The sequence below is a fragment of the Martelella sp. FOR1707 genome (assembly GCF_053484265.1).
The window spans coordinates 600790-623201 of sequence record NZ_JBAKFP010000002.1 but is presented as its reverse complement, the minus strand read 5'-3'; the positions used below and the strand labels follow the sequence as shown (position 1 = coordinate 623201).

Genomic DNA, 22412 nt, shown 5'->3' with positions numbered 1-22412 from the left:
TTTATTTAATATCTGGGTTTTTTTTTTTTTTTTTTTTTTTTTTTTTTGGGGGGGGGGGGGGGGGGGGGCGGGCCCCCCCCCCCCCCCCCCCCCCCCACGACAAAAAGCAAAGCTTACTTGAGCTCGACCTTGGCGCCGGCTGCTTCCAGCTTGCCCTTGAGTTCTTCGGCTTCGGCCTTGGAAACAGCTTCCTTGACCGGCTTCGGAGCGCCTTCGACGAGGTCCTTGGCTTCCTTGAGGCCGAGACCGGTGATGGCGCGGACTTCCTTGATGACGCCGATCTTGTTGCCGCCGGCTTCCGCCAGGATGACATCAAATTCGGTCTTTTCTTCAGCGGCGGCGGCAGCTTCACCGGCACCACCGGCAGCAGCAACGGCTACCGGAGCAGCGGCGGAAACGCCCCACTTTTCTTCGAGCATCTTGGAAAGCTCAGCGGCTTCGAGAACCGTCAGCTCAGAGAGTTCTTCTACGATTTTGGCGAGATCAGCCATGTTCATATTCCTTCAGTGTTGGTTCGAACTGGTTCGAAATTTTGTAAACAGCGAAAAACCGCATCAGGCGGCTTCGTCCTTCGTGGCGTAGGCGTTGAGCACGCGCGCAAGCTGGCTTGCGGGTGCCGAAGCAATCGTCGCGATACGGGTAGCCGGGGTCTGGATCATACCAACCAGCTTCGCACGCAGCTCGTCCAGCGAAGGCATCGTCGCAAGCGACTTCACACCTTCCGCGTCGAGCACGGTTGCCCCCATGGCACCGCCGATGACAACGAGCTTGTCGTTGGTCTTGGCGAAGTCCATGCAGACCTTCGGAGCCGTCACCGGGTCATCGCAAAATGCGATGAGCGTCTGACCTTTGAAAAGGTCGGACATTCCCTCGGACTCCGTACCCTGAAGGGCAATTTTGGCCAGGCGGTTCTTCGCGACTCTGACAGTGCCGCCCGCTTCACGCATCTTCGAACGAAAATCGTTCATCTGCGCAACGGTGACACCGGCATAGTGGGCCACGACAACCGAACCGGAAGCCTTGAAGACTTCGTTCAGTTCCGTGACGAATTCGCGTTTTTCCGCTCTTTCCACTGCCTATCTCCAGTTGACAGGACCATTTTCGGACCTGTCGGTTTGCCTTTGCCGCAAGGGGCTTCTTGTTTTTATCCAAGATCCCAAGCGACGCTCGAGGATCCTGCCCCCATCGGCGCGCGATTTCTCAAGCGCCTAGGCACAACCAGGTTCGAACCAGTTAAACCGCCAAAGGTGACTTGCGTCGCCAACGGAAAAATTGGTCTCACCCGTCTCATGCAGGCATGAATTAAGGTTGCCCACCTGCAATCTCGGACAGGAAACCGGGTTTTATCCCGGGTTTTTCCGGGCCCTGGAGCCCGGAAACTTGTCACCGGAAGATCACCTCCGGAAATTCTGTATTACGCGCTCAGGCGTTGACCGACGAGAAGTCGATCTTGACGCCGGGGCCCATGGTCGACGACAGCGCCAGGCGCTTGACGTAGTTGCCCTTGGCGCCGGTCGGCTTTGCCTTGACAACGGCATCGGCGAAAGCACGGATGTTTTCTTCCAGCGCCTTGGCGTCAAACGAGGCCTTGCCAACGCCGGCGTGAACGATACCGGCCTTCTCGACGCGGAACTCGACAGCGCCGCCCTTGGAGGCTTCGACAGCCGCCTTGACGTCCATCGTGACGGTGCCAACCTTCGGGTTCGGCATCATGCCGCGGGGGCCGAGCACCTTGCCGAGACGGCCGACGAGCGGCATCATGTCCGGCGTGGCGATGCAACGATCGAAATCGATGTTGCCGCCCTGGACGGCTTCAACCAGGTCTTCCGCGCCAACGACGTCGGCGCCGGCTTCCTTGGCTTCATCGGCCTTGGCGCCACGGGCGAAAACGGCAACGCGAACGCTGCGGCCCGTGCCGTTCGGCAGGTTGACGACGCCGCGGACCATCTGGTCGGCGTGGCGCGGATCAACGCCGAGGTTCATCGCGATTTCGATGGTTTCGTCGAACTTCGCGGTGGCGCGTTCCTTGACCATCTGCACGGCTTCCGACAGGGCGTAGAGCTTGTTGACGTCAACGCCTTCGCGGGTCTTCTGAATACGCTTTGCAATCTTGGTCATGGCAATCAACCCGTCACTTCCAGGCCCATGGCGCGGGCGGAGCCCTCAACCATGCGCATTGCGCCTTCGATATCGGCGGCGTTCAGATCGCTCATCTTGGCTTCCGCGATCTTGCGGACCTGCTCAGAGGTGATCTTGCCGGCCGATGCACGGCCCGGGGTCTTCGACCCGGACTTGAGCTTCGCTTCCCGCTTCAGGAAGTAGGAAACCGGCGGCTGCTTCATCACGAAGGTGAAGGACTTGTCCTGGAAATAGGTGATGATGACCGGGATCGGCATACCCTTTTCCATCTCCTGCGAGGCGGCGTTGAACGCCTTGCAGAATTCCATGATATTGATGCCACGCTGACCAAGTGCGGGACCGATCGGCGGGGACGGATTTGCCGAACCTGCCGGGACCTGCAGCTTGAGCTGGCCTGCAACTTTCTTAGCCATTACTCTGCCTTTCACGTTGTGGACCGGAACCCCGGCCCGACTGCCGGCCTATGCCGGCGGCTGCGGTTGCGTGGTGCGAACCTCCGGGCGCCGGCTAAGCGCCCTGTTCTTCCACGCGCAATGCCCCCCCGAAGGGGCAAAACTTCAAACTTTCTCGACCTGAGCGTATTCCAGCTCGACCGGGGTGGCGCGGCCGAAGATCGAAACCTCGACCTTCAGGCGGGCGCGCTCTTCATCGACATCCTGCACGACGCCGTTGAACGACGCGAACGGACCATCGGAAACCCGAACCTGCTCGCCGATCTCGAAAAGCACGGTCGCCTTCGGGCGCTCGACGCCTTCCTGCACCTGACCGAGAATATGCTCGGCCTCGGAATCGGGAATCGGAACCGGCTTCTGGTCGCTACCGAGGAAGCCCGTCACGCGGGGCGTATTCTTGATCAGGTGAAACACCTCATCATTGAGCTCGGCCCTTACCAGCACATAGCCGGGAAAGAACTTGCGCTCCGAATCGACCTTGCGGCCGCGACGCACCTCGACGACCTTTTCGGTCGGTACGAGAATGCGGTCGAAATACTGGTCGAGACCCTTCTGGCGGGCCTTCTCCTCGATCGCCTCTGCCACCTTCTTTTCGAAGTTGGAATAAGCATGAACGATATACCAACGCATAGCCATCTGCTTCCCCTTCCCGATCAGGCGCCGAGATTGAGGATGAAATTCATCAACAAGCTCATCAACTGGTCCGCAGCAAAAAAGAAAAACGCCGCGATCACGACCATCACGATCACCATGAGGGTCGAAATCACAGTTTCGCGCCGGGAAGGCCAAACGACTTTGGCCGTCTCAGCGCGCACTTGCTGCAGAAACGTGAATGGATTGGTTTTAGATGCCATAAATGCCCACGCCTTTACGGCACGTAAAGCGGAAGATCCAGCTCCACGCGCCGCGAGTCTGTTTTTCACTACATATCATCGTTTTTCGTTGACACAAGAGAAAAACGTATTTTTGTTTTCACATTCACGCGAGCCGGCCACTGATTTGCGCTTCCGATCAAGCGTGCTGGCAGGGGCAGAGGGGCTCGAACCCCCGACCTGCGGTTTTGGAGACCGCCGCTCTACCAACTGAGCTATACCCCTTCATCCGATCCGGCTGCATGCGTTTCCGCGCGCCGGCATCAGACATGGCGCTCATTTACGGGGATGAGGCGCGCTTTGCAAGAGTGTTTTTGACGAATGCCGGGGAAGGGCTTGCGAAAAATGCCAAGGTCGCCGGATTCGCTCTGGCCTGCGTTTTCAAACGCGAACTCTCCGCTCCGTCACCCCGGCCTTGAGCCGGGGTCCAGGGCCAAACGACGTGAACGTGGCATTGATGCTGTGTCCGGCTGAGGGAAAACAGGCAGGAGCCCCTGCTCCGCACCGCCCTGGATGCCGGCTCAAGGCCGGCATGACGGAACCGAAGGAAAACGTCGTCGCGACTCACGCCCTGAGCGCCTCGTTCTCGGGATCGAACGGGCTCTCCTCCACGACGGTCGCGTCGTAAAGGTCGCCGAGAATCCTGATTTTCAGCTTGGTGCCGGGTGCCGCATAGTCCGGCTTCAGCATCGCCAGCGCGATCGACTTGCCGATGCGCCAGCCGAAGCCGCCCTGGGTGGCGCGGCCGGCGAGATTGCCGTCGCCGTCATAGATCGCCTCCGAGCCGCGGGCATCGCAATCGGTGACGCCGTCGACGATCAGGGTCGCGAACACGGCGGACAGCCCCTCTTCCTTCTTCGCAAGCAGCGCTTCCTTGCCGATGAAATCCTTCTTCGGCTTGATGAAGCGGTCGAGGCCCGATTCGTAGGCGGTATATTCGATCGTCATCTCCCGCTGCATGGCGCGGTAGGACTTCTCCAGCGCCATCGCGCCCATCGCGCGGATGCCGAACGGCTTGATGTCGAATTCGGCGCCAGCTTCCATCAGCTTGTCGAAGATATAGGTCTGCATCGCGATCGGGTGATGCAGCTCCCAGCCGAGCTCGCCGACGAAATTGACGCGCAGCGCATGGCAGCTCGCCGCCCCGATCGAGATCGGCTGCCCGGTGAGCCAGCCGAAATGCTCGTTCTCGAGCGAGGTCCGCGTCAGCTTCTTCAGAAGATCGCGCGACTTCGGACCTGCAACCACCAGCACGCCCATTTCCATGGTCAGCGGCCGGAGCGTGACCGAACCATCGGTCGGCGCAAGCTTCATCAAGAGGTCGTGGTCGTGGCTTTCGAGCCCCGCGCCGGAGACCAGATAGAACCGGTCGGGCGCCCATTCGTAGAGCGTGAATTCCGCCCTCACCCCGCCTTCCTGGCCGAGCAGGTGGCAAAGCGCGATCCGGCCGCGCTTCTTCGGGATTGCGTTGGCGAAAATCGAGTCGAGGAAGGCGCGCGCGCCCGGCCCCGAGACTTCCATTTTCGCAAACGGCGTCATGTCGAGCACGCCGACCTTTTCGTGGACGTGTTTCACCTCGTTGCCGACATGCTCGAAATAGTTCGAGCGGCGGAACGACCATTTTTCCACGATCCGGCCATCGTCCAGCGGCGGCGCGTGGTTGTGGCTGGTGATCACATCGGCGCCGACGCCAAGTTCGCTCTCATCGAGCGCATAACCCTCCGGCGCATACCAGTTGGCGCGTTCCCAGCCATAGACCGAGCCGAACACGCCGCCCAGCGCCTTCAGCCGCTCATAGACCGGCGAGGTCTTCAGCGGCCGGGCGGCGGCGCGCTCCTCGTCGGGATAGTGCATGGTGAAGACATTGGCATAGGCCTCCTCGTTCTTGGCGATGAGGTAGCCTTCGGTCGCATAGGGCCCGAAACGGCGCGGATCAACGCCGGCAAGGTCCACCGTCGGCTCGCCATTGACGATCCACTCGGCCAGCTGCCAGCCGGCGCCGCCGGCGGCCGTGATGCCAAAGGAATGGCCCTCGTTCAGCCAGAAATTCTTCAGCCCCGGCGCGGGACCGACGATCGGGTTGCCATCCGGCGTATAGGCGATCGCGCCGTTATAGACCTTCTTGATGCCAACCTCGGCAAAGGCCGGAACGCGCGCCATCGCGGTCTCGATATGCGGCATCAGCCGGTCGAGCTCCTCCTGGAACAGCTCGTATTCGCTGTCGTCCGACGGTCCGTCGACATAACAGACCGGCGCGCCGGTCTCGTAAGGCCCGAGGATCAGACCGCCCGCCTCCTCGCGCATGTACCAGGCGCTATCGGATTCGCGCAGCACGCCCATCTCCGGAAGGCCCTGCTTCTTGCGCTCAAGGATCGCCGGATGCGGCTCGGTGACGATATATTGATGCTCGACCGGAATGACCGGGATATTGAGCCCCACCATCGCGCCGGTCCGCCGAGCGAAATTGCCGGTGCAGGAGATTACGTGATCGGCGGTGAACGCCTCCTTGTCGGTCTCGACATGCCATGTGCCATCCGTGTTCTGGCGGATCTCGGTGACTGTGGTGTTGCGCATGATCCGCGCGCCGTTGTCGCGCGCGCCCTTGGCCAGCGCCTGTGTCAGATCGGCCGGCTGAATATAGCCGTCGCCGGGATGCTGGATCGCGCCGAGCAGGCCGTCGGTCTCGCAGAGCGGCCAGACTTCCTTGACCTCCTCCGGCGTCAGGAATTTGAAATCAACGCCGATGGTCTCCGCGATGCCGGAATAATAGAGATACTCATCCATCCGGTCCTTCGTCATCGCGAGCCGGATATTGGAGACTTTCGAGAAGCCGACATTGAGCCCGGTCTCTTCCTCAAGCGCGGAATAGAGATTGACCGAATATTTGTGCAACTGGCCGACGGAATAGCTCATGTTGAACAGCGGCAGCAGCCCGGCGGCGTGCCATGTAGAGCCGGAGGTCAGTTCCTTGCGCTCGATCAGAACCGAGTCCGACCAGCCCTTTTTCGCCAGATGATAAAGCGTCGATACGCCGACGACGCCGCCGCCGATCACCAGTGCCCGAGTTTTCGTTGTCATCCGTTCCGCCTCTGAGGATAGCGCCAGTGCCCGCTCCAGACGGGCCGTTCTTCACTCGACTATGCAACGCGCGCAGCCCCGCCAACAGCCCGTTTGCGACATGCAGTCTTGTGGCCGCGACGCGCTGAAAATCATGCGCTCGCGCGCCGGTCAGCGCTCGCCGCCGTCGTCATTGCCGGCATCGGGATGATCAAAGGACGGGGCGGTTTCGCTTTCGACCGGCGCGGGCGCTGTCTTGCGCATCTGCTTGCGGATCGAGTTCGCCAGTTCGTCGTGGCGCTCCTTCTGCGGGATGATGTGCAGGTCGCGCTGGGGATAGGGAATGGTGATGCCCGCGTCACGGAAGCGCTCGAAGATCGCCACCCTTATATCGTTGCGCACGGAGATGCCGTTGAAGACGTCGGCAAGATAGACGCGTAGCTCGAAATCGAGCGTCGATTCGCCGAACCCCATGAAGATCACCATCGGCTCCGGGTTTTGCAGCACCAGCGGGTGCGAGGTTCCGATATCCATCAGGATGTTCATGACGGTGCGCGGGTCGCTGTCATAGGAAACGCCGACAGCCACCTCGGAGCGCCCCATCTGGTTGTGGTGCATCCAGTTGCCGACCGAGGCGTTGATCAGCTCTGAATTCGGCACGATGATCGACTGGCGCTGGAACGTTTCGATCTCGGTCGCGCGCACCGAGATGCGCTTGACGAAGCCCTCCGTCGTTCCGGACACGATCCAGTCGCCCACCTTGAACGGCCGCTCGGCCAGCAGAATGAGGCCGGAGACGAAGTTGGAGACGATGGTCTGCAGCCCGAAGCCGATGCCGATCGACAGCGCCGAGGCGACAAGCGCAAGACTTGAAAGGTTGACGCCGGCGGCCGAAATCGCCAGCAGGCCGGCGAGCACGATGCCGAGATAGCTGATGCCGGTCTTGACCGAATTTCTGACGCCGGAATCGGCCTTGGAGCGCAACAGCACATTATTGTCGAACCAGCCCTGAAACCAGCGGGTTCCGAGATAGCCACCGATAAACAGCAACACGCCGATCAGGATGCCGCCAAGCGAGATGGTGATCGATCCGACGGTAACGGAGGTCAGATTATTGCCTGCCCAGAGCTTGATCTCCTCCCAGCGAACGCCCCATGACAGCAGGATCAGCGGAATGCCGATAAAAAGCGTCGCCGCATAGGTCACCAGTCCGAGCACGAGCGAAATCTGGTCGCTGCGCACGCTCGATATGCCGAAGCGGCTGACGAAGTGCTTGCCGTAGCCGGTTCTCGCGAAACTGCCCGGCTGCGACACCGCCTGCCCGAGCAGCATGCCGAGATACATCGTTATCAGCACCCCGCCGGTCAGCACCACCTGATTGGCGGCGAGGCGGGCCAGCGCGACATAGCCGATCAGAGCCGCCAGCACGATGAAAATGCCGACCAGCCGGGTCAAAGCGGCGATGATGGAGGGAAACAGGATCTTGAACGACCGCTTCTGCGCCGTCTTGCCGCCCATCGGCGCGCGCGGCCGGATGAACGACATTGCGATCAGTATCGCGCCGATCAGCACCGAGGTCACGAGACTTCGCGCGACCTCGAGGCGCAGATCGGCATCGAGCGTATCGTTCAGGACGCCAAGCAGGATATCGATCCAGTTGATCGCGGCAAGCGCGGTGAAGGCCAGCGTCAGGTTGCGCGCCGCCGGATTGCTGACCGGCACCAGCCGCCATTGCGGGCGAAGCGGCGTCAGCACGTTGCGCGACAGCAGGAACACGAAAATGATGATGGCGGCCGAGACATAGGCCGCGCGCACGAAGCGCTCCACATCCGGCAGGAAGATGTTCAGGCTGATGAAAAGCACATAAGAAACGATGAGAAAGGCAAGCAGCGCAAGACTCGGGATCGCCGTGGTCCAGAAACTTGCCAGAAGCCGCGCCACGTAATCGGGTTCCTGCGCCTCGAAGTCGAGCTTGGTGCGCTCCAGGTAGCGGCTGGAGATGCGGTATGAGAACACCGCCGCGAGCAGCGAAAGCAACATGGCCGCCAGGAAGGGCAGCCGTTTCGCGTTCCAGATATAGTTCAGCCATCCACCGTAAGACACCCTGAACGCCGTGATCTCGGCGCTGAGCAGACGGCTGAAATCGGAGGAGAACAGCTGCATCAGGTCGGTGTGGGCAAACAGCTTTTCGGCGAATTGCTCGCGCCTTATGCGACTGATATCGGCGGACGCCTCATTGGCGGCGGTGCTCAGTTTCTGGGCCTGATCGGACAGCGCATTGATTTCCGAGCGCTGGGCCAGAAGCTTGTTGCGCTCGTCCGTGGTGACCGCCGGTTCCGGGGTCTCGCCCGGCCCGGGGGCGGAGCCGAGTTCGGCAAGCTGCGCGCGCACCTCCGTCAGCCGGTCCGAGGTCGCGCTCACCGTCTTGGCAAGTTCGATCTGAAGCTGGTCCACCTCGGTCTGCAGCTTCACAAGCGCATCGGTGCCCGGCGGTTGACCGCTAAGCGCCGTTGTGACCGTCGAGAGCGTCTGCGAAAACCCGCTCAGCCGGTCCTGCATATCCTGAACGAACGGATCGGTCGGCGTCGCGTCCGCCGCCGCCGGGCTGCTTGCCTGCGGCGCTCCCGCCTCTGTCGCAGCCGGTGCCGCGGAAGCATCGCTTGCGGGCGGCGTTGCGGCCTGCTGCCCCGTCGCGGGGGTGGCAGCCTGGCCGGTTTCCTGGGCATAAGCGCCCGCCGCCGGCAATGTGAAGACGAGCGCCAGCACCAGATACAGAATGCCGAAAATCCCCGCCCTTGCGCCGCCTCGCCACATCAAACCGCTGGCCCTTTCACTTGTCCTGCACCGGTGCTCTTGACGAGCAGCGCGTCAATTTCAAGGCAGCGGACCTTGCCGCCGCCCTGTTTCGTCACTTCTGGCCCCAGCCGGTGTTTTCGTCGCTCGAAAGATATGCCCGCTCGGCCGGCGTGGAACGACGCTTCAGGATCGCGTTGCGGTGGGGGAACCGGCCGAATTCGGCGATCACATCGCGATGGCTTTCGGCAAAGCGCGAGTATTCGTCATTGCCGAGCGCCTTGAACAGCTCGACCGAGCGTTTCTGATCCTTCAGCTTTTCGGAATGTTCGAATGGCATGTAGAAGAAGGCGCGCCTTTCCGCCGGCACCGCCTGGTCCGCCCCGCTGGCAACGGCGAATTTCGCTTCCCTGAGCGCCAGCCGGTCGGTGGCAAAAGCCATCGGCGTCGCGCGGTAGATATTGCGGGGAAACTGGTCAAGCACGATAACGGCGGCAAGCTGCGCCTCGGGCGTTGCGCGCCAGTCGCTACCGATCTTCTGCGCCAGAGCCCGATGGGTGGAGAAGAACCGGTAGAGGATCGTGCGGTCGAGCGCTGCCACATCGTCGGGCTGGAACCAGTCCTTCGGCGTCAGCTCCTCGAACCAGAATGCAAGCACCTGTTCAGGGGTCGCCGCCTCGTCGATGAATTCGCTCATGTCGCCTCTCCTCGGCTTATGCAGTTCTGCTTGCGCATGACAGACCGGGACGATACATTTTCACATAGCTCCGCTCAAGCAAGACATTTGCGAGACATATATGCATGAACCAGCCGGATCGCGGCGCGGCGTCACCGTCGTCACATCGTTGATCTTCGTGATCCTGTTGCTGCTGGCGATCCGCGGAGGTGCGGGATTTCTCAAGCCGGTAGCGCTGGCGCTGTTCATCATCGCCGTCACCTGGCCGATCAAGAATGCGCTGCAGAAATTCATGCCGGCGCTGGCGGCACTGGCGCTCACCGTCATTTCCACGATTGTCGTATTCGTGATCTTCGCCACGTTGGTGATCTGGGGCTTTTCCCGGGTCGCGGCCTCGTTCGTCGAAGCGGCGTGGCAGCTTCAAGCGGCCTATCAGGACGCCGTCGCCTGGTTCGACGGAAAGGGGATCGCGGTCGCGAGCTCGCTTTCGGATGTTTTCAATGTCGGGCTCGTGGTGCGCACCGTCCGGCAGATCACCGGGCAGGCCAGCACGACGCTGAGCTTCTGGCTTGTCGTGCTCGCCTATGTCGTGCTCGGCCTCACGGAAGTCGACAAGCTGCGCAGCAAGCTCGACGTGATCAACCAGCCCGGCTTTGCCGCCACGGCTGTGAAGATTGCCCATGAAACGGCCCGCAAATTCGGTCGCTACATGCTGGTCCGCACCGAAATGAGCGCGATCACCGGCCTGCTGTTTTGGGGCGCGGCCACCGTCACCGGGCTCGATTTCCCCATCGAATGGGGCGTAATCGCCTTTGCGCTGAACTACATCCCGTTCATCGGCTCGGTGATCGCCACCGTGTTTCCCTCGCTCTATGGCGTCATCCAGTTCGAGCATTGGGAAACGGCATTGGTGCTGTTTGTCTCGCTCAACCTGATCCAGTTCATCATCGGCAATTATGTCGAGCCGATGGTTTCGGGATCGACGCTTTCGATCTCGCCCTTCGTGGTGGTGTTCTCGATCTTCTTCTGGACCTTCATGTGGGGCCTGTTCGGCACCTTCCTCGGCGTGCCGATCACGATCGCGCTTCTGACGGTGTGCGAGAACATTCCCTCGCTGCACTGGGTCGCCAACATTTTCGGCGGCAAGTCCAGACGAAAAGAGGTAAAGGCGCTGGCTGCGCCGAAACGCTGATCACCACATGGTTCTGGCGGCACGCTCCGGCCATTCCCGGTCATAGCTCTCCGCGTCGAAGGCCTCCGCGCTTGCCTGCTTCGTCATCTCGCCCGCGCTGGGCAGCGAAGCAGGATCGATGAATCGCGCCGGATTCCAAAGCCCCGCGCGAAGCAGCGCCCGCGCGCATTGGAAATAGACCGCTTCGATGGTGACCACGATCACCGATCGCGGATGCTTGCCGTCCACTTCGAAACTCGCCAGCAGGTCGTCGTCAACGGCCAGCACGGCCGACCCATTGATGCGCAGGGCATTGTTGGAGCCGGGCACGAGGAAAAGCAGCGCGACGCGCGGGTCGCCAACGATGTTCTTGAGCGAGTCGATACGATTGTTGCCGCGCCAGTCCGGCAGCATCACCGTTTTTTCGTCAGTGATCCGGACAACCGGCCCTTCATCCCCTCGTGGAGAACAATCCAGTCCCTCCGGCCCGGCTGTGGCAAGCGCCAGAAAGGGCGAGGCTTCGATCCAGCGTCTATAGGCGGGCGTCAACCTTTCAGCCACCTTGGCGATCGAGGCGTGGCCAGGCTCGCCGTAACGCTCTCTTAGCTCCTCGATCGTTCCGATCGTCTTCATGCATCACTCCTGTTTTAACGCGGACGCTCCGCCCGGTCGCGGGTCATGCCCTTTTCGGCAAGCTCGGCTTCGTAGTCGGCGAACATGCGCGCGCCGTCCACGCCCAGTTCGTGCAGATAGGTCCAGGTATAGATGCCGCTGTCGTGCATGTCGTCAAAACCGATGCGGATCGCATAATTGCCGGCGGCCGCGACCGTCATGATCTCGACATTGCGCTTGCCCGGCACCGTCACCGCCTGGCCGGGACCATGGCCCTTGACCTCGGCAGACGGCGACAAGACCCGCAGCATCTCGGCCGGCAGCATGTAACGGGCGCCGTCGTCAAACGTCACGGTCAGGCTTCTGCGGTCTTTCGAGACCCTGATCTCTGTCGGTATTGCTGTCAAAATCGGCTCCGTCTCCATGACTTCACAGAGCTTTGTTTGACACCGGACTTGACGCTTGCCAACCCGAAGAACATTTTCTGGGCAAGGAGATTTTGCGTGAACAGGCATTTCAGCGAGATAGCGGACGAAAAACCCGCCCCGATGATCGACCCCTTCGGGCGCGCGATCACCTATCTGCGCGTCTCGGTGACCGACCGCTGCGATTTCCGCTGCACCTATTGCATGGCGGAAAACATGACCTTTCTGCCGAAACGCGACCTCTTGACGCTGGAAGAGCTCGAACGCCTCTGCAACGCCTTCATCGACAAGGGCGTGCGCAAGCTGCGGCTCACCGGCGGCGAGCCGCTGATGCGCAAGAATGTGATGCATCTGATCGACGCGCTCGGCCGCCGCATCGAAGACGGCGCGCTCGACGAGTTGACGCTGACCACCAACGGCTCGCAGCTTTCGCGCTATGCCGACGACCTCTACGCCGCCGGCGTGCGCCGCATCAATGTCTCGCTCGACACGCTCGACCCGCAGAAGTTCCGCGAGATCACCCGCTGGGGCGATTTTCACAAGGTGATGGCGGGGCTTGAGGCCGCGCGCGCGGCCGGGCTGAAGGTCAAGCTCAACGCGGTGGCGCTTGCCGGCTTCAATGAGGCCGAAATTCCAGACTTGCTGCGCTTTGCTCATGGCGAAGGCATGGACCTGACGCTGATCGAGGCCATGCCGCTCGGCGAGGTCGAGACCGACCGCTCCGCGCAATATCTGCCGCTGTCGAAGGTCCGCCGCGACCTTGAGGAGCGCTTCACGCTCACCGACATCCCGCTCGACACCGGCGGGCCGGCGCGGTTCGTCAGGGTGGCAGAGACCGGCGGCAAGCTCGGTTTCATCACCCCGCTCAGCCACAATTTCTGTTCCAGTTGCAACCGGGTCCGCCTCACCTGCACCGGCATGCTCTACCTCTGTCTTGGGCAGGACGACAATGCCGATTTCCGCGCCGTGCTGCGCGACAATCCGGGTGATGACGCCGCACTCCACCGCGCCATCGACAATGCCATCGCCCGCAAGCCCAAAGAGCACAATTTCGAGCTCGACGAAAAAACCTCCCGCGTCGCCGTCGCCCGCCACATGAGCATGACCGGCGGCTAGAAATATAAAGCATCAACGCGTCTTCCCCCACACTCGGTTCGGCGATATGAACCGAATGATCAAAATATGGGCGAATGATGCGTATTTCCTCAAATCTTTCCGGCGCGCTGTTCATGATCGCGGGCATGGCCAGCTTTTCGATCAACGACGCGATCGTGAAAAAACTGACCGAGGAGATCGGCGTCGGTCAGATCATGTTCTTCCGCGGCCTGATCGTCATGTTCATCGCGCTGATCATCGCCTGGCGGGCGGGCGTGTTTTCGCACATGCGTGCCGTGCTGGAGCCGCGGGTTCTGATCCGCAGTTCATGCGAGCTTGTCGCCGCCATTGCCTATCTCGAAGCGCTGAAGGCGATGCCGCTTGCCAATGCGGCGGCAATCCTGCAATGCCTGCCGCTCGCCGTGACGCTGGGCGCGGCGCTGTTCATGGGCGAACCCGTCGGCTGGCGGCGGTGGAGCGCGATCATCGCCGGCTTCATCGGGGTGATGATCATCATTAAGCCGGGTCCCGCCGGCTTTGAGAGCGGCGCGCTCTACGTCGTGATCGCCATGCTTTTCGCCACCGCCCGCGACCTGCTCACCAAGGCGATCCGCACCGATGTGCCGGCGATCGTGATCACGCTGTCGACCTCCGCCCTGCTGACCATCGGCGGGGCCGGGCTCGGCACCATCGAACAGGACTGGGATCTGATGCGCTGGCCGCTCGTCGGCCTGCTCATCCTTGCGGCTGGCTTTCTGCTGATCGGCTACCAGTTCATCGTGTTCGCCGTGCGCAAGGCCGATATCTCCTATGTCGCGCCGTTCCGCTATACCGGACTGTTGTGGTCAACCATCCTCGGCATGATCATGTTTGCGACCTATCCTGGCGTGAACGTGCTGATCGGCGGCGCGATCGTGGTCGGCGCCGGCCTCTACTCGTTCTACCGCGAGCGCCAGCGCGGCATCGAACCGCTCAGCGAAACCACCCAGCCCGGCGGCCCGCAGGGCGGCGGCCTGCTGGCGCGCGCCGAAGAGGAGGTTCTGCGCGATTGACGAAAGCTCAACGCATCCCAGCCGTCATTCTCGCCGGCGGCGCCTCGCGGCGCATGGGCGAAGACAAGGCGATGCTCACCTTCGGCGGTGGAACGCTGCTTTCCCATGCCCTCACGCGTATTTCCGCACAAAGCGGACCGGTGGTTATCAGCCGCCATGATGAGACGATGGCGGAATTCGCAGGCGCTCCCGTCCTTACCGATGGCGGCGAGGAGCACGACGGCCCGCTCTCCGGCATCCTTGCAGCGCTTCGCCATTTCGGGAACGGCCCTGCCTCCCATATCGCCTCGGTCGCCGTCGACACGCCTTTCTTCCCAACGGATTTCGTCGCCCGGCTACAGGCAGCAGTCCCCGCCCCTGATGAAATCATAGCCGCGCGCTCGAACGGCCGCGTCCATCCCGTCTTCGCGCTCTGGCCGGTCGTGCTTGCCGATGACCTTGCGGCCCGGCTCGCGGACGGCAACAGAAGACTGATGGGCTTTCTGGAGCGCCATCCGCACCGGTTCGTGGATTTCGAGATGGACGGTGAAAACGATCCGTTCTTCAACATCAATACGCCGGAAGATCTGGAACAGGCACGCGCACGGCTTGGACCCGCTTAAATCGGCTGTTGCGCCATTCCGCGACCCGGCATAGAGCGTAGGCCGAAACACATGAGGCTGAGGCGATGGCGCGCAAGATCGACGAGAAAAAGCTGGCGAAGGCCTATAACCGGGCACTGGCGCTGGAAAAGGAAGGCAGGCTTGCCGAGGCTGCCGAAGCCTATCGCGAGGTGCTGGCGATCGACCCCGAAGACCATGGCGGCGCTGGGGTGCGCCTTGCCGCCACCGGTTTCGGCGACACGCCGCTGAAGGCGCCGGGCGCCTATGTCGAGACCCTGTTCGACCAGCATGCCGATGATTTCGAGGATATTCTGGTGGAACAGCTCGGCTATTGCGTGCCGATGACGATCCGCCAGCGGTTCCAGGCGCTTTCGCTCGGCCCGTTCAAGCGTATGCTGGATCTCGGCTGCGGCACCGGCCTTGGTGCGGACGCGCTCAACGACATGGCGGACGATATCACCGGGCTCGACATTTCCGAAAACATGGTGGAGATCGCCTACGAGAAAGGTCTCTACGACACGCTTTTCGTTGCCGAGGTCGAGGAATTTCTCGAGGAAAGCGACGAAACGCCGTTCGATCTTGTGATCGCCGCCGATGTTCTGCCCTATCTCGGCACGCTCGACGCGCTGTTTCAGGGCGCCGCCGCCAATATGGAGACAGGCGGCATCTTCGCCTTTTCCGCCGAGACCCTGCCGGAGGAACGGCTGAAGGGGGCGGGCTACGCCGTCGGCCCTCATCACCGCTTCGGCCACAGCCTCGCCTATATCGAGAACCGGCTCAAGGACGCCGGCTTCGATACGGTGGAGGTCACTGATATCAATGTCCGGATGGAAAACGGCGCACCGACGCCCGGCTATCTGGTGATTGCTCGCCTTCAGGAGGCGTGACGGCGTCCAGCCTGATAAAACCGCCAGGGCGTATACCAGTGCCAGCGCGGGTCCAACTCTTCGGGCACCGGGTCGAAGCCGCAAGTGCCGCCCGGCCCACAACGCCCGACGCGAAACAGGGTGAGAAACCCGCCTGACCATAGTCCGTGGCGGGCGATCGCCTCATAGCCATATTCCGAACATGTCGGCAGATGCCGGCAGGACTGGCCGATCAGGCTTGAGAATGTGAGCTGATAGAAGCGGATCAGGCCGAGACCCAGAAGCCGGCCCGGCGTCTTCGGAAACGGCCCGCCGTAATTGCGCGAATGCCCGCTACCCATCGCGCCCGACGGCCTCGGCCAGAGCGGGGCCGCGTTCCAGCGCATCGAGCGCCTTGACGGTCGCCTCTAAGGTGAGCATCACTGAGCCGTGGCGGGCCGGATAATCCTTCACGGGCAAGAGACAGCGCATCTCTGCGAAGCGTCCGTCCGGCCCCTCCCCGCCTTCCTTCAGCATCGCCCGCATCTTTTCCCGGGCATCGCGGATTTCCGCCGGCGTGGCACCGATGATGGTCTCGGCCATGATCGCGGACGACGCCTGGCCAAGCGCGCAGGCCTTCAACTCGTGCGAAAAATCGCTGACGCAACCATCCGCGAGGCTGAGATAGACCGTCAGTTTCGAGCCGCACAGCCGCGAATGCGCCGAGGCCGATGCATCGGCATTCTCCAGAACGCCGAGCCGGGTCACATTACCGGCATGCTGCAATATTTTCGCGGAATAGATATCGTCCATCGGTCACCCTGCGGCGCGTCTTTCAATGCTTCATCCGGAAGATGGGTTTTCGGCGCCGTCGCAACAAGCCCGCAGCACACGATTGCCAAGGTTCCGATCCGGGTCTATTTAAACCGCCGGAAACGGGAAAAGCCATGCTGAATTTCGAAAAGCCGCCGCAGGACAAGGCCCTGCTCGATGAATCGCGCGCCTTCACCCCGCGTTTTGATGACAACGGTCTCGTCACCGCCGTGGTCACCGACGCGCGCGACAACGCCGTGCTGATGCTCGCCCATATGAATGCCGAGGCGCTGGCGCTGACGCTCGAAACCGGCTTTGCTCACTATTACAGCCGTTCGCGCAAGGCGATCTGGAAGAAGGGCGAAACCTCGGGCAATCTCCAGCGGGTCGAGGCCGTGCTTGCCGATTGCGATCAGGACGCGGTCCTGCTCAAGGTGACCATGACCGGCCACGCCGCCGCCTGCCACACCGGCCGCCGCTCCTGCTTCTACCGCGCTGCCTCGATCGAGGGCGGCAAGGCCGTGCTGACCAGCATCGACGACGACAGGGCCTTCGATCCGAAGGAAGTGTATGGCGGGGAATAGGGACAAGGGAGGAAGACCTCGACGTGCCGTTTTCGCGAATCTCAGCGCCTGCTGCCGCCCAGTCCCGCCGCAACCTCGCAGCCCACAATCTCCCCCCTTGAGGGGAGATGTCGCGAAAGCGACAGAGAGGGGTAAAGGGCGCAAGCCCTAAAAGCCGCAAGCTCCGAGTATGAGGAAAGGGTTCACCCCTCTCTGCCCCTGTCGGGGCATCTCTCCCTCAAGGGGAGAGACTATTTGCGGAAACTCTCCGCACCCTCACCCGGCGATATACGACTTGATGTGCTCGGCTTCCTGCTCCACCTCGCGGATGCGGGATTTGACGACGTCGCCGATCGAGATGATTCCGGCGAGACGGCCATCGACTTCGACAGGCACGTGACGGAAATGGCGCTTGGTCATGACTTCCATCAATTCGTTGACGCTCACGCCCTCGTCGCAGCGATAGACATTTTCCGTCATCTCCGTCGAAACCGGATGGGAAAGACATCCCGCGCCGTGCTTGCTGATAGCGCCGACCAGGTCGCGCTCGGTGAAAATACCGACAATGCTGTCGTTTTTGCCGACAATCACGACAGCACCGATGCGGTTTTGATGCAGGATCGTCGCGACTTCCGAAATCGACGTATCGCCCTTCGCGGTCACGACCGCACGGCCCTTCTCGGCAAGTATCATTCTCACGGTAATGGACATCGAAACCTCCTCGTTTACGGCGCCGATGCGTGTCGCCTCCGGTCGGCCACGCAAAGTCGAATGGTGCATGAGGTTTCAGGCGATTGCAAGGAAACCGTGACCGGCTCAGAAAACCAGGGTGCGCGGCTGCCTGACATCGAACAGCGGGAAGGTGAGGAAACCGAACAGAAAGCCGCCGATATGCGCCTGCCAGGCGATCTCGCCGGCGCTGATGCCGGCAAAGCTGACCCCGACGGCGATCAGCAGATTGCCGGCCAGCCAGACCAGCACGAAGGCGCGGGCCGTGCGATCGCGGAACACGTCCGAAATAGAAAGCCTCGGACCCAGATGGGCCTGGGGGAGGAACCGACCGCCGGCGAACACGAAGCGGCAGGCAGCGCCCATGTAGGCAGACACGACGCCGGACGCGCCGATCAGCACCGTGACGGCGCCCCAATCCGTGGCGGCGAAGAAGAACGCCGAGGCCGCGGCGCTCGCCACCCACAGGATCAGGAACCGCACCGTCCCGATGCGCCGGGCGACGGGCGCGCCGAAGATCGCCAGCCAGATGGCGTTGAAAACGATATGCGTCCAGCCGCCATGCAGCAGCGAATAGGTGAGCGGCGACCACAGCCACGCCCAGCCCTGTTGAAACAGGCTGTGGGCATAGCGCACCGGCAGGAACCCGAATTCCTGCCAGATCATCACATTGGTGCGGTAGGAGAGCAGGAATTCCTGCACCAGGAAGATCGCAAAAAGCACGGCCAGCGCCCCGACCACCACCGGAGGCAGGTTGATGGCTGGCTCGCGATGCCGGTCATGGTCCATCCGGCCGCCGCCCGTACGCGGTGTTTGCATGATCGCACTCCTGTTTGCGGGTGTGATATCCGATCGGCCGGGACTTGGAAAGAAGGCTTTGCATATGCCTATTTCTTAAGTAAACCCGTCAAATCGCCCGCGGACTTAATGGGATATTAACCCCGATTTGCGCACACTCACCGACAGCCTAGCAATGTGCTTTCCGGGCCGGTATCATCCGGCCACGGAACCGCCAGCAAACATCAACCGCCAGAATTCGCAAGAGTTTTTCGTATGCAGAGACAGGCAACAAGCCGATTCCCCAAGAGCCGGTTTTCAGCGGCCGCGATCCTTCTCGCGGCCTTCACGATTCTGCTGACCGGGTTTGTCCCAGCGCGCGCCGACAGCAATGACGCAGCCATCGTCATCGACGTCAACACCGGCAAGGTGCTTTACGGCGAAAACCCCGATGCGCCGCGCTATCCGGCCTCGCTGACCAAGATGATGACCCTCTACCTCACCTTCGAGGCGCTGGACGACGGCCGCATCACGCTCGATACCCGGGTGCCGTTCTCCAAGAACGCAGCCGCCGAGCCGCCGACCAAGCTCGGCATCGGCGCCGGCAATTCGATCAGCGTCGAGACGGCGATCTATGCGCTGGTGACCCGCTCCGCCAATGACGTGGCGACCGCGCTCGGCGAATTCCTCGGCGGTTCGGAAACCAATTTCACCAAGATGATGACCAACAAGGCGCATGCGCTGGGCATGACGAAGACGACCTACCGCAATGCCCACGGCCTGCCGAACAGCGCGCAGAAGACCACGGCGCGCGACCAGGCCCGCCTCGGCATCGCGTTGCGCCAGCATTTTCCGCAGTACTATAAATATTTCGGCACCCGCAGCTTCAAATACGGCAAGACCACGATCGGCAATCACAACCATCTGCTCGGCAACGTCAAGGGTGTCGACGGCATCAAGACCGGCTACACCAATGCTTCGGGCTTCAATATCGCGACCTCGGCCATTTCCGGCAACCGCTCGATCGTCGCTGTGGTCATGGGCGGCGCGACATCGGCCAGCCGCGACAAGTGGGCAACCCGGCTGATCACCACCTACCTGCCCAAGGCCTCCAATGGCCGCAAGCAGTTCGTGATCGCCCGCACCAAGAGCAGCGGCGGCCCGATCGTCGCGGCCGCCATGGTGTTCCCGAAGACCGGTCCGATCCCCTATGCGCGACCCACGAGCCAGACCGGCGGCGTTGCGCTCGCCTATGCCAACGACAACACGGCCGTTGCAACCCCGGCAGCGCTCTCCGGACCGCAGGCCGACCTGATCGCCAATGTTCCGGTGCCGAGCGCGCGCAAGGCGCCTGACAATGATGACGGACTGAGCGTCGAGGACATCCTCGAAACCGCCGACGGCGTGGCCGATGCGGTGGGCGAGGCGATCGTTCCGGCCGCCGAGGCGTCCGAGCCCGACACCTCGATCAAGACCGGCTCGGTTCGCGCGTCGCGCGGCTGGGTGGTTCAGGTCGGCACTGCCGCCACCCCCGAAGCCGCCAGGGCGCTTCTCGCCAACACCAAGGGCAAGGCCGGCGGCGCGCTCGACAGATCCGAGCCCTTCGCGCTCGCCTACAATACCGGCGGCCAGTCGGTCTACCGCGCCCGCTTCGGCGGCTTCTCCGATCAGGAGGAGGCCGTACGCGCCTGCCGGGCGCTGAAGCAGAACGGCGTGAGCTGCTGGGCAAGCCTGCAGTAGAAGCCATGAACTAGCGGCATATCTCTGCTGTTTAGAACAATAAAACGCCGGCCCCGATAACGGGCCGGCGTTTTTCGTAAAGGCTTTTGAAAGGTTTCCGCCTTACGCTTGAGAGTAAGGTTTTGGAAAGCAAGAACAGCGAAAGTTCGAATAGCCGCACCTCGCCCCAACGCGCTCCAAACCGCCGGTAAATCCTTGAGTGTCTTGCGTATGAGGATAGACGTGACCAGGAAACAGCGTTTCGGAATGATGTCAGGCCAATCTCTCCCCCTTGATCGCCGCGGCGGCCTCAACCCGCTGCAGGAAGCCGCCCAGAAGCTCGCCGATTACGCGCGTTTCCAGGGGCGCTACAAGGCCCGCGAACTGGTCGGCCTGCTCTCCAGCCAGAGCGAACGCGCCGCCCGCTCGATCGCACCCGCGGTGAAGATCCATATCTATATCGCCGACGATGCGACCGGCAGGATGCCCGTCAATCTCAGGCTGCGGTAAAACAAAAAGGCCGCGCCGTGCGCGACCTCTTTTCACGAAGTACGATACGAAAAAGGCGGCCCGACGGCCGCCTTTTGCCGTTACATCTTGACGGCGGAGATCTGGATCTCGACGCGACGGTTCTGGGCACGGCCTTCAGGCGTGCTGTTCGAAGCGATCGGGTTCGAGGGACCAAAGCCGACGGCGGAGATGCGGTTGCCGCTGACGCCGCTCTGGATCAGATAGTTGCCGACGCTGTTGGCGCGATCCTGCGAAAGACGCTGGTTGTATTCGACCGAACCGGTGGAATCTGTGTAACCGTTGACGTTGACCGCCGTGCGGTCGTACTTGCGCAGCACGGTCGAAACGGCGTTCAGCGTCGAGTAGAAATTCGGCAGGATCGTGTATCCGTCCGTCGGGAAGGTAACGTTGCCCGGCATGATCAGCGTCAGCATGTCGCCGTTGCGGACCACGGAAACGCCGGTGCCGGCGAGCGCCTGGCGGAATTCCCGCTCCTGGTTGTCCATATAGGCGCCGATGCCGCCGCCGGCGATCGCGCCGAGCGCGCCGCCGATCGCGGCCCCCTTGGCGTCGCCGCCCACGGCAAGGCCTGCCAGCGCGCCAAGCGCGCCGCCGGCGAGCGCGCCGGTTCCGGTGTTGTTGTTGACGGTCTGGCCCGAATACGGGTCAGTCGTCGTGCAGCCGGCAAGGAAGGCAAGGCCTACGGCTGCGATGGTGATTTTCTTCAGCATGGTGTCCCTCAGAGTTGAAAGCTTCGCCAACGTTGAAGCCGTTTCTTTGCGGCAATCATATGGCGCTAATGTGCGGCTTCTCGCAGGCAATCCCACAATCAGCCGCACATGTTGTCAAGATAGCGCAGCCGCCTCAATTGGCCATAGGCGCCGCGGTGACCGGCGCGGCGGCCGTGGCGCCCGCTGCTGCCGGCGGCGCGATCCGTACTTCGACGCGGCGGTTCTTGGCGCGGCCATCGGCGGTGTCGTTGCTCGCCACCGGATCGGCCTTGCCGTAACCCACGGGAAGAATGCGCTGGGGGCTGATACCGCGCTGGATGAACGCGCCGGCGACAGCATTGGCGCGCTGCTGCGACAGTTTCAGATTATAGGCATCCGAGCCGGTGGAATCGGTATAGCCGTTCACGTCGATATCGGTGGCGCTGTATTTGCGCAGCAGCGCGGCCGCGGTATCGAGCGCGGGAATGAACTCGGGAACGATATCGTATTTGTCGGTCTCGAAGGTGATCGAGGACGGGAAGATCAGCGCGATATATTTCGGCGTCCGGATGATCGTCACGCCGGTATCCTTGAGCTGGTCGCGGAACGCCTGCTCCTGGCTGTCCATGTAGGCGCCCGGATCGGAGACGGAAATATTCGTCACCGACACTTCCTGCGGCGCGACGTCCTCGCCGCCTGTCGACGCACATCCGGCAAGCAGCAGCGTGCCCGAAAGAGCAATAGCGATGGTCCTGATCATGGTGTTCCCCTCTGTTCTCGAAATGCCGGTGCACCCGGCC

The 22412-nt window shown here is 62.1% G+C and carries 25 protein-coding genes and 1 tRNA gene; 8 read left to right on the top strand and 18 right to left on the bottom strand.

The genetic code is table 11. The features are described 5' to 3' along the window. Window positions 1–113: 113 nt before the first annotated feature. The 10 genes from rplL to V6765_RS06815 all read right to left on the bottom strand — a co-directional run bounded on the left by rplL (window position 114) and on the right by V6765_RS06815 (window position 10010). Window positions 114–491: a 50S ribosomal protein L7/L12 gene (gene rplL, locus V6765_RS06860; RefSeq protein WP_448427386.1), complete on the bottom strand. Its 378-nt coding sequence runs from the start codon at window positions 489–491 to the stop codon at window positions 114–116. 63 nt (window positions 492–554) lie between these two features. Then, window positions 555–1073, bottom strand: a complete 519-nt coding sequence (gene rplJ, locus V6765_RS06855; RefSeq protein ID WP_448427385.1) for a 50S ribosomal protein L10 — start codon at window positions 1071–1073, stop codon at window positions 555–557. Window positions 1074–1422: 349 nt separating this feature from the next. Next, entirely contained in the window at window positions 1423–2118 is a 696-nt protein-coding gene (rplA, locus tag V6765_RS06850; RefSeq protein WP_448427384.1) for a 50S ribosomal protein L1, read from the bottom strand. A 5-nt stretch (window positions 2119–2123) separates the two neighbouring features. After that, window positions 2124–2552, bottom strand: a complete 429-nt coding sequence (rplK, locus tag V6765_RS06845; protein ID WP_018065629.1) for a 50S ribosomal protein L11 — start codon at window positions 2550–2552, stop codon at window positions 2124–2126. 144 nt (window positions 2553–2696) lie between these two features. After that, window positions 2697–3227 (bottom strand): transcription termination/antitermination protein NusG, encoded by a 531-nt coding sequence (gene nusG / locus V6765_RS06840; protein ID WP_180900957.1) that lies wholly within the window; start codon window positions 3225–3227, stop codon window positions 2697–2699. A 17-nt stretch (window positions 3228–3244) separates the two neighbouring features. Continuing rightward, window positions 3245–3445 carry a preprotein translocase subunit SecE gene (gene secE / locus V6765_RS06835; RefSeq protein ID WP_026173618.1) on the bottom strand — a complete coding sequence of 67 codons (201 nt, stop codon included), beginning with the start codon at window positions 3443–3445 and terminating at the stop codon, window positions 3245–3247. 167 nt (window positions 3446–3612) lie between these two features. Beyond that, window positions 3613–3688 (bottom strand) — tRNA-Trp (locus V6765_RS06830). Between the two features lie 339 nt (window positions 3689–4027). Then, complete coding sequence (locus V6765_RS06825; RefSeq protein WP_448427383.1) at window positions 4028–6541, bottom strand: GcvT family protein; 2514 nt, start codon at window positions 6539–6541, stop codon at window positions 4028–4030. A gap of 150 nt (window positions 6542–6691) precedes the next feature. Next, window positions 6692–9334, bottom strand: coding sequence for a mechanosensitive ion channel domain-containing protein (locus V6765_RS06820; RefSeq protein ID WP_448427382.1), 2643 nt, complete (start codon window positions 9332–9334; stop codon window positions 6692–6694). A gap of 94 nt (window positions 9335–9428) precedes the next feature. Continuing rightward, a complete protein-coding gene (locus V6765_RS06815; RefSeq protein ID WP_448427381.1) occupies window positions 9429–10010 on the bottom strand; it encodes a DUF924 family protein in 582 nt (193 codons plus the stop codon). 100 nt (window positions 10011–10110) lie between these two features. On the opposite strand from V6765_RS06815, the gene V6765_RS06810 reads away from it, so the two are divergent. After that, window positions 10111–11181 (top strand): AI-2E family transporter, encoded by a 1071-nt coding sequence (locus V6765_RS06810; RefSeq protein ID WP_448427380.1) that lies wholly within the window; start codon window positions 10111–10113, stop codon window positions 11179–11181. Here the strand turns inward: V6765_RS06810 and V6765_RS06805 are convergent, their stop codons facing one another. Further along, complete coding sequence (locus V6765_RS06805; RefSeq protein ID WP_448427379.1) at window positions 11182–11793, bottom strand: pyridoxamine 5'-phosphate oxidase family protein; 612 nt, start codon at window positions 11791–11793, stop codon at window positions 11182–11184. It lies immediately after the preceding gene. 14 nt (window positions 11794–11807) lie between these two features. Beyond that, window positions 11808–12197 carry a gamma-butyrobetaine hydroxylase-like domain-containing protein gene (locus V6765_RS06800; protein ID WP_448427378.1) on the bottom strand — a complete coding sequence of 130 codons (390 nt, stop codon included), beginning with the start codon at window positions 12195–12197 and terminating at the stop codon, window positions 11808–11810. Window positions 12198–12320: 123 nt separating this feature from the next. Between V6765_RS06800 and moaA the strand changes: the two genes are divergently transcribed. The 4 genes from moaA to V6765_RS06780 all read left to right on the top strand — a co-directional run bounded on the left by moaA (window position 12321) and on the right by V6765_RS06780 (window position 15833). After that, window positions 12321–13313 carry a GTP 3',8-cyclase MoaA gene (gene moaA, locus V6765_RS06795; RefSeq protein ID WP_448427587.1) on the top strand — a complete coding sequence of 331 codons (993 nt, stop codon included), beginning with the start codon at window positions 12321–12323 and terminating at the stop codon, window positions 13311–13313. Window positions 13314–13390: 77 nt separating this feature from the next. Continuing rightward, window positions 13391–14344: a DMT family transporter gene (locus V6765_RS06790; protein WP_448427377.1), complete on the top strand. Its 954-nt coding sequence runs from the start codon at window positions 13391–13393 to the stop codon at window positions 14342–14344. Beyond that, complete coding sequence (gene mobA / locus V6765_RS06785; protein ID WP_448427376.1) at window positions 14341–14946, top strand: molybdenum cofactor guanylyltransferase MobA; 606 nt, start codon at window positions 14341–14343, stop codon at window positions 14944–14946. Before V6765_RS06790 ends, mobA begins: the two co-directional genes overlap by 4 nt. A gap of 65 nt (window positions 14947–15011) precedes the next feature. Then, window positions 15012–15833, top strand: a complete 822-nt coding sequence (locus V6765_RS06780) for a methyltransferase domain-containing protein (RefSeq protein ID WP_448427375.1) — start codon at window positions 15012–15014, stop codon at window positions 15831–15833. On the opposite strand, the gene yidD is transcribed toward V6765_RS06780, so the two are convergent. Together yidD and V6765_RS06770 are read right to left on the bottom strand one after the other, a co-directional pair. After that, a complete protein-coding gene (yidD, locus tag V6765_RS06775) occupies window positions 15821–16153 on the bottom strand; it encodes a membrane protein insertion efficiency factor YidD (RefSeq protein ID WP_448427374.1) in 333 nt (110 codons plus the stop codon). The genes V6765_RS06780 and yidD overlap by 13 nt on opposite strands. Next, window positions 16146–16604, bottom strand: a complete 459-nt coding sequence (locus V6765_RS06770) for an iron-sulfur cluster assembly scaffold protein (RefSeq protein WP_448427373.1) — start codon at window positions 16602–16604, stop codon at window positions 16146–16148. The genes yidD and V6765_RS06770 overlap by 8 nt, the downstream gene beginning before the upstream one ends. 134 nt (window positions 16605–16738) lie before the next feature. On the opposite strand from V6765_RS06770, the gene hisI reads away from it, so the two are divergent. Next, a complete protein-coding gene (gene hisI / locus V6765_RS06765) occupies window positions 16739–17188 on the top strand; it encodes a phosphoribosyl-AMP cyclohydrolase (RefSeq protein WP_448427372.1) in 450 nt (149 codons plus the stop codon). A gap of 255 nt (window positions 17189–17443) precedes the next feature. On the opposite strand, the gene V6765_RS06760 is transcribed toward hisI, so the two are convergent. Together V6765_RS06760 and V6765_RS06755 are read right to left on the bottom strand one after the other, a co-directional pair. Next, window positions 17444–17878, bottom strand: coding sequence for a CBS domain-containing protein (locus tag V6765_RS06760; RefSeq protein ID WP_448427371.1), 435 nt, complete (start codon window positions 17876–17878; stop codon window positions 17444–17446). A gap of 105 nt (window positions 17879–17983) precedes the next feature. Continuing rightward, window positions 17984–18715, bottom strand: a complete 732-nt coding sequence (locus tag V6765_RS06755; RefSeq protein ID WP_448427370.1) for a rhomboid family intramembrane serine protease — start codon at window positions 18713–18715, stop codon at window positions 17984–17986. A gap of 234 nt (window positions 18716–18949) precedes the next feature. On the opposite strand from V6765_RS06755, the gene V6765_RS06750 reads away from it, so the two are divergent. Continuing rightward, window positions 18950–20413, top strand: coding sequence for a D-alanyl-D-alanine carboxypeptidase (locus V6765_RS06750; RefSeq protein ID WP_448427369.1), 1464 nt, complete (start codon window positions 18950–18952; stop codon window positions 20411–20413). A 222-nt stretch (window positions 20414–20635) separates the two neighbouring features. Then, window positions 20636–20902: a hypothetical protein gene (locus tag V6765_RS06745; protein WP_448427368.1), complete on the top strand. Its 267-nt coding sequence runs from the start codon at window positions 20636–20638 to the stop codon at window positions 20900–20902. Window positions 20903–20982: 80 nt separating this feature from the next. On the opposite strand, the gene V6765_RS06740 is transcribed toward V6765_RS06745, so the two are convergent. Further along, window positions 20983–21633, bottom strand: a complete 651-nt coding sequence (locus tag V6765_RS06740) for an OmpA family protein (RefSeq protein ID WP_448427367.1) — start codon at window positions 21631–21633, stop codon at window positions 20983–20985. Between the two features lie 133 nt (window positions 21634–21766). Continuing rightward, window positions 21767–22372 carry an OmpA family protein gene (locus V6765_RS06735; RefSeq protein WP_448427366.1) on the bottom strand — a complete coding sequence of 202 codons (606 nt, stop codon included), beginning with the start codon at window positions 22370–22372 and terminating at the stop codon, window positions 21767–21769. Window positions 22373–22412: the final 40 nt, after the last annotated feature.

Coding starts and splice junctions, on each gene's coding strand:
- rplL (WP_448427386.1), bottom strand. CDS start 491: ATGGCTGATCTCGCCAAAATCGTAGAAGAACTCTCTGAGCTGACGGTT.
- rplA (WP_448427384.1), bottom strand. CDS start 2,118: ATGACCAAGATTGCAAAGCGTATTCAGAAGACCCGCGAAGGCGTTGAC.
- rplK (WP_018065629.1), bottom strand. CDS start 2,552: ATGGCTAAGAAAGTTGCAGGCCAGCTCAAGCTGCAGGTCCCGGCAGGT.
- nusG (WP_180900957.1), bottom strand. CDS start 3,227: ATGGCTATGCGTTGGTATATCGTTCATGCTTATTCCAACTTCGAAAAG.
- secE (WP_026173618.1), bottom strand. CDS start 3,445: ATGGCATCTAAAACCAATCCATTCACGTTTCTGCAGCAAGTGCGCGCT.
- V6765_RS06825 (WP_448427383.1), bottom strand. CDS start 6,541: ATGACAACGAAAACTCGGGCACTGGTGATCGGCGGCGGCGTCGTCGGC.
- V6765_RS06820 (WP_448427382.1), bottom strand. CDS start 9,334: ATGTGGCGAGGCGGCGCAAGGGCGGGGATTTTCGGCATTCTGTATCTG.
- V6765_RS06815 (WP_448427381.1), bottom strand. CDS start 10,010: ATGAGCGAATTCATCGACGAGGCGGCGACCCCTGAACAGGTGCTTGCA.
- V6765_RS06810 (WP_448427380.1), top strand. CDS start 10,111: ATGCATGAACCAGCCGGATCGCGGCGCGGCGTCACCGTCGTCACATCG.
- V6765_RS06805 (WP_448427379.1), bottom strand. CDS start 11,793: ATGAAGACGATCGGAACGATCGAGGAGCTAAGAGAGCGTTACGGCGAG.
- V6765_RS06800 (WP_448427378.1), bottom strand. CDS start 12,197: ATGGAGACGGAGCCGATTTTGACAGCAATACCGACAGAGATCAGGGTC.
- moaA (WP_448427587.1), top strand. CDS start 12,321: ATGATCGACCCCTTCGGGCGCGCGATCACCTATCTGCGCGTCTCGGTG.
- V6765_RS06790 (WP_448427377.1), top strand. CDS start 13,391: ATGCGTATTTCCTCAAATCTTTCCGGCGCGCTGTTCATGATCGCGGGC.
- V6765_RS06780 (WP_448427375.1), top strand. CDS start 15,012: ATGGCGCGCAAGATCGACGAGAAAAAGCTGGCGAAGGCCTATAACCGG.
- yidD (WP_448427374.1), bottom strand. CDS start 16,153: ATGGGTAGCGGGCATTCGCGCAATTACGGCGGGCCGTTTCCGAAGACG.
- V6765_RS06770 (WP_448427373.1), bottom strand. CDS start 16,604: ATGGACGATATCTATTCCGCGAAAATATTGCAGCATGCCGGTAATGTG.
- hisI (WP_448427372.1), top strand. CDS start 16,739: ATGCTGAATTTCGAAAAGCCGCCGCAGGACAAGGCCCTGCTCGATGAA.
- V6765_RS06760 (WP_448427371.1), bottom strand. CDS start 17,878: ATGTCCATTACCGTGAGAATGATACTTGCCGAGAAGGGCCGTGCGGTC.
- V6765_RS06755 (WP_448427370.1), bottom strand. CDS start 18,715: ATGCAAACACCGCGTACGGGCGGCGGCCGGATGGACCATGACCGGCAT.
- V6765_RS06750 (WP_448427369.1), top strand. CDS start 18,950: ATGCAGAGACAGGCAACAAGCCGATTCCCCAAGAGCCGGTTTTCAGCG.
- V6765_RS06740 (WP_448427367.1), bottom strand. CDS start 21,633: ATGCTGAAGAAAATCACCATCGCAGCCGTAGGCCTTGCCTTCCTTGCC.
- V6765_RS06735 (WP_448427366.1), bottom strand. CDS start 22,372: ATGATCAGGACCATCGCTATTGCTCTTTCGGGCACGCTGCTGCTTGCC.